General features: G+C 70.4%; 4 protein-coding genes and 1 pseudogene. 1 reads left to right on the plus strand and 4 read right to left on the minus strand.

The genetic code is table 11. The annotated features are described in order from the left end of the window. Positions 1 to 77: 77 nt before the first annotated feature. From G6020_RS06600 to G6020_RS06615, 4 genes are read right to left on the minus strand one after another with little or no spacing between them, the layout of a single operon-like run. Entirely contained in the window at positions 78 to 1,169 is a 1,092-nt protein-coding gene (locus G6020_RS06600; RefSeq protein WP_179523587.1) for a diacylglycerol kinase, read from the minus strand. A 41-nt stretch (positions 1,170 to 1,210) separates the two neighbouring features. Then, on the minus strand, positions 1,211 to 3,232 hold the full coding sequence (locus G6020_RS06605) for a M13-type metalloendopeptidase (RefSeq protein WP_179523588.1): 2,022 nt from the start codon (positions 3,230 to 3,232) through the stop codon (positions 1,211 to 1,213). A gap of 35 nt (positions 3,233 to 3,267) precedes the next feature. Then, positions 3,268 to 3,852, minus strand: coding sequence for a hypothetical protein (locus G6020_RS16735; protein WP_206682212.1), 585 nt, complete (start codon positions 3,850 to 3,852; stop codon positions 3,268 to 3,270). Positions 3,853 to 3,900: 48 nt separating this feature from the next. After that, complete coding sequence (locus G6020_RS06615) at positions 3,901 to 4,413, minus strand: DUF4395 domain-containing protein (RefSeq protein ID WP_182610074.1); 513 nt, start codon at positions 4,411 to 4,413, stop codon at positions 3,901 to 3,903. 123 nt (positions 4,414 to 4,536) lie between these two features. Here G6020_RS06615 and G6020_RS06620 point away from each other — a divergent pair. Beyond that, positions 4,537 to 4,862: pseudogene (locus G6020_RS06620) on the plus strand (hypothetical protein); the annotation flags it as partial.

The following is a 4,862-nucleotide window of genomic DNA, read 5'->3' on the forward strand; positions in this document are numbered from 1 at the left end:
CGTGACGAGGGCTGCCGCGGCCAGCGAGGCCGATGCGGCGCGGGCGGCACGGGCGGCACGGGCGGCACCGATTATGTTCATCTCTTCATTAAGCCACGCCCGGTGATCATCGGCAGGTCCTTTGCGTATACCAGACCGGGCTCCGCCGCGACCACGGCCTCGACGGCGTTGACCAGCCTCATCGCGGTGACGAGCATGCCGGACTCGTTGTGGTCGCCGTGCTCGGCGTGGTGGGTGAACTCCACGCGCATGGCCGGCTCACCGAGGATGTCGATGCGGTAGCACCCGTCCCCGTGGTCGGGGCGGGGCCAGTCCGGTGCCTGGTCGACGGCGGTGCGGGTGACGTGCTCCAGGACGATGCGGTCCTCGCCGTCGACCTGTCCCACCACCTCGAACCGCAGCGCCGCCTGGGTCCCGGCCGGGACCTCGCACGCCAGCAGCGACAGGTCCCGATCCGCGGGAAGCCGCTCGTGGCGCTCGACCAGCGGTTCGTCGAGCGTCACCTCCAACGCGGCGGCGAGCTGACGGACCACCGACCCCCAGCCCGCGGCGAGCATCCCCGGTCGGAGCAGTGGCGGCAGGGTGTCCATGGACCGACCGAAGCCGAACAGCCGCCGCATGGTCTCGCCCTGGTGGTACACCGAGTAGTCGGCGATCTCGCCCACCCGGATCAGGTCGATGCGCCGGGACAGGCTCGTCATGACCAGCGGCAGGACGTCGTTGGCGAATCCCGGGTCGATGCCGTTGACGTGCAGCGTGGCGCCACCCTCGCGGGCGGCGTCCACGAGTTGGGCGATCATCTCCTCCGGGAGGGTCCCGTGCGGGTACTGGAGCAGGACGGGGCCGGAGGCCACCACGTCGATACCCGCGCGCAGGAAGCCGCGGAAGTCCTCGATCGCCGGCATGAAGCGGGTCTCGGTCTCGGCGGTGTACACGATCGCGTCCGGGTCGAGAGCGAGCAGTGCCGCCCGGTCGTCGGTCGCGATCACCCCCAGATCCCGGCCCAGACCGGCGAGCCGGCCCGCGTCGACGCCGACCTTCGCGGGATCGGAGACGAAGACGCCCACCAGCTCCAGCTCGGGCCGGGCGTCGACGGCCTCGACCGCCATCCTGCCCAGATAGCCCGTCGACCATTCCACGACCCTGATCGGTACATCCCGGCTCGTCATGGGTGAACCCTAACGACCGGGCCGGAGCCGGCGGGGCCCCTTCACCAGATGCTCACGCGCTCCTCGGGGGCGAGCCACAGCCCGTCCCCCTCGGTCACCCCGAACGCGGCGTGGAAGTCGTCGAGGTTCCGCACCACCTGGTTGCAGCGGAACTCCGGCGGGGAGTGCGGGTCCACGGCCAACCGGCGGGCGGCCTCCTCCGCGCGGGTCTTGGTGCGCCACACGATGGCCCAGGAGGTGATGAGCCGCTGGATGCCGGTCATCCCGTCGATCTCGGGGCCCACCTCCGTCCCCTCCGCCGGCTGCACGTCGGAGCCCTCCCCGGTCGACCCCTGCGCCAGCCGGTAGGCCAGCAGCGCGATGGTCAGCCCGCCGAGGTCGCCGATGTTCTCCCCCACCGTGAAGGCTCCGTTGACGTGGTCCTTCGCGGGGTCCAGACCGTCCGGGGTCAGGCCCTGGTACTGGTCGATCAGCGCGTCCACGCGGGTGGAGAACGCGGAGCGGTCGTCGTCGGTCCACCAGTCCACCAGGTTGCCGTCGCCGTCGTACTTCGACCCCTGGTCGTCGAACCCGTGGCCGATCTCGTGACCGATCACCGCGCCGATCGCCCCGTAGTTTGCGGCGTCGTCGGCGTCGGCGTCGAAGAACGGGGGCTGGAGGATGGCGGCCGGGAACACGATCTCGTTCATCACCGGGTTGTAGTAGGCGTTGACCGTCTGCGGGGTCATGTGCCACTCGCCGCGGTCGACCGGGCCGCCGAGCTTGCCCAGTTCGTAGCGGTGCTCGAACTCGGCCGACCGCCGCACGTTGCCCAGCAGGTCGTCCGGGCGCACCTCGAGCGCCGAGTAGTCGCGCCACTTCTCCGGGTAGCCGATCTTGGGCACGAACGCCTCGAGCTTCTCCTGCGCCCGCTCGCGGGTCTCCGGCGTCATCCACGGCAACCGCGCGATGGAGTAGCGGTAGGCGGCGGTGAGGTTCTCCACCAGCTCGACCATCCGGGCCTTGTGTCCGGGCGGGAAGTGGCGGGCCACGTACTCCTTACCCACCTCCTCGCCGAGGGCCGCCTCGACCGCGGCGACGCCCCGCTTCCACCGGGCCTTGATCTCCTCCGTGCCGGACATCGCGGTGCCGTAGAAGCGGAAGTCCTCCTCCACCAGGTCGCTGGTCAGGTAGGGCGCGCGCGAACCGAGGACCCGCCACCGCAGCCATTCCTTCCACGTCTCCAGCGGTTCGGTCGACCACAGTCCGGCAACCGCGGTGAGGAAGTCGGGCTGCATGGCCACGACGCGGCCGAAGGTCTCCTCCGAGCCGCCCACCTCACGGGCCCAGTCGTGCCAGGGGAATCCGGGCGCCAGGCCGGGGAGCTCCTCCCAGGTGACGGGGTTGTAGGTCTTGTCGGCGTCGCGGCGGGCCACCACATCCCAGTGCGCGGAGGCGATGCGGGTCTCCAGCGCGACGATCCGTTCGGCGCGGGTGCGGGCGTCCTCGTCTCCCGACAGCTCCGCGAGCACGAGCATCCGCGCGATGTGATCCGTGTACTGGTCGCGCAGCTCCGCGTACTGATCCTCGCGGTAGAAGGACTCGTCCGGAAGTCCGATGCCGTACTGCACCAGGTAGAGGATGTACTCGGTGGAGTTCTTGGCGTCGTTGTTGACGTAGGCGCCGATCAGACCGCCGACGCCCACCTTCTCCAGCCGCGCCATGGCCAGGGCCAGCGAGTCGGCGTCGGTCGCGCCGTCGATCTCGGCCAGGTCGGGGGCGAGCGCGGCGACGCCCGCGGCCTCGACCGCGTCGGTGTCCATGAAGGAGGCGTAGAACGCCCCGATCCGCGAGTCCACGGGGGCGTCGGTGATGATGTCCCGCACCCGCTCCTCGGACAGGTCGCGCAGCGCGAGGAAGGCACCGTCGATGGGCCGGTCCGCGGGGATCACGTGATCGCGGATCCAGGTGCCGTTGACGTGTTGGTAGAGGTCGTCCTGGGGACGGACGTCCCGGTCGACGTACTGGAGGTCGAGGCCCGAGGGGCGCGAGTCGTCGGTCGTGGTGATCTCGGTCGCTGTCATGCGACCAGGTTACGGAAGGTCCGGCGACCGGTCTCTCAGTAGAAGCCGTTCCGGGCGTTGTACTCCTTGGCGCCCGAATAGGCGTCGACCATCCCCCAGACCCAGAACCCGAGCATGATCGGGATCCCGATCAGGACCACGGACAGCAGGATGCCGAGGAAGTAGCCGGCCATGATGCCGATCCCCTTGCCTGCCTGGCCGTTGATCAGCGTGCCCAGCCCGGGCAGGAAGAAGGACAACACCAGCGAGAGCGCCGGTTCCTTGCGCGACGCCCCGTAGGCCGGCGCGTACGGGTGCATCGCGCCATAGCCCGGTGAGCCGTAGGGCTGCACGCCGTAGGGCTGCGTGCCGTAGGGCTGCGTGCCGTAGGGCTCCGTCCCATAAGGCTGAGTCCCGAACGGCTGGGCCCCGTAGAAATGGGCGCCGTAGGGCTGCTGCTCGAACGGCTGCTGCTCGAACTGCTGCTGGTCGAACTGCTGGTGCCCGAACGAGGGGCTCTCGTAGGACTGCGTCCCGTAGGGAGATAACCGGTCGCCGGAGTCCGACGGGGTGCCGTACGCAGAGCCGTGGCCCCGGGGGTCGTCGCCGTACGACTCGTGGTTCTCGGACGGGGAAGTCATGTCCTCCACAGTAACGCGGAGTGACGGTGTCCCGGTTGCGAGCAGGTCTCAGTTGCGCGCGGTCATCCCGGGCCGGGCCCAGATGTCGGCGCAGTCGACGCAGGCGTCCTCCGACACGACACCGACCCGCTGCAGTTGGCCGTACATCCAGCACCCCAGGCAGAACCCCAGGGCCGCCTCGGCGAGGGCGGCGGCCACCAGCACGCCCAGGACCACGACCCCCGCCCCCGTCAACCCGCCCAGGAACAACCCGAGCGCGACCGAGGACATGACCAGGCCGATCGTCTGGGCGAACCGCTTGGGTGCACCCGCGACCAGCTTGGGCTCGGAGCTGACCCTGGGGGCCAGTACGTGCACCGAGAGCCTGCCGAACGGTGAGTACCGCGGCCCTCCGGCCACCCGGAGGGCGAAGCCGACGACCAGGGGCGCGGCGAGCCAGGTCTGCGCCGGCGGCGGCGCGAGCATCGTCACCACCGCGAGCGTCACGACGAGCCCGGCAGTGCACCGGGCGGCATAGTCGTTGACGACCTCAGGGAACGCGAACACCTCTCGCAGGCTCATGACCGACCTCCTCGACCTCTCGGTACCGTCCGTACCGCCACTCTGCATAGACAGATCTGTCTACCCATGCCCCGAGAGTACGCCTGAACCCGCGAAAGTCCCAGCCCGGTTATCCTGCGGAGCATGGCGCACCGGAGAGCAGCGGCACTTCAGCCCGGCCGTGCGATCGTCGCGGGTCTCGGCCTCGCCCTGGCCGTCGGCGCCTGCGGGCAGGTGACGCCGGGTGAATCACCCACGACCACCACCGGACCGGGCACTGCCCCCACCACGACACCGAGCGTCGCCGCCGGGACTCCCGCCCCCTCCCCCGGCCCGGACGCCACACCGGGGTGTGAGGTCCTGGCCGGGCCGGTCCACAGGCTGGTCACCGGTCAGGTCGACCCGGGAGTCGGCTCCGAGGAGGTGCGGCGCCTGGCCGACGGAGTCGAGGACAACGCCCTGTCCGCCGT

Origin of the sequence: Dietzia sp. B19, assembly GCF_014145155.1 — a bacterium.
In the GTDB taxonomy this organism is placed as follows: Bacteria; Actinomycetota; Actinomycetes; order Mycobacteriales; family Mycobacteriaceae; genus Dietzia; species Dietzia natronolimnaea.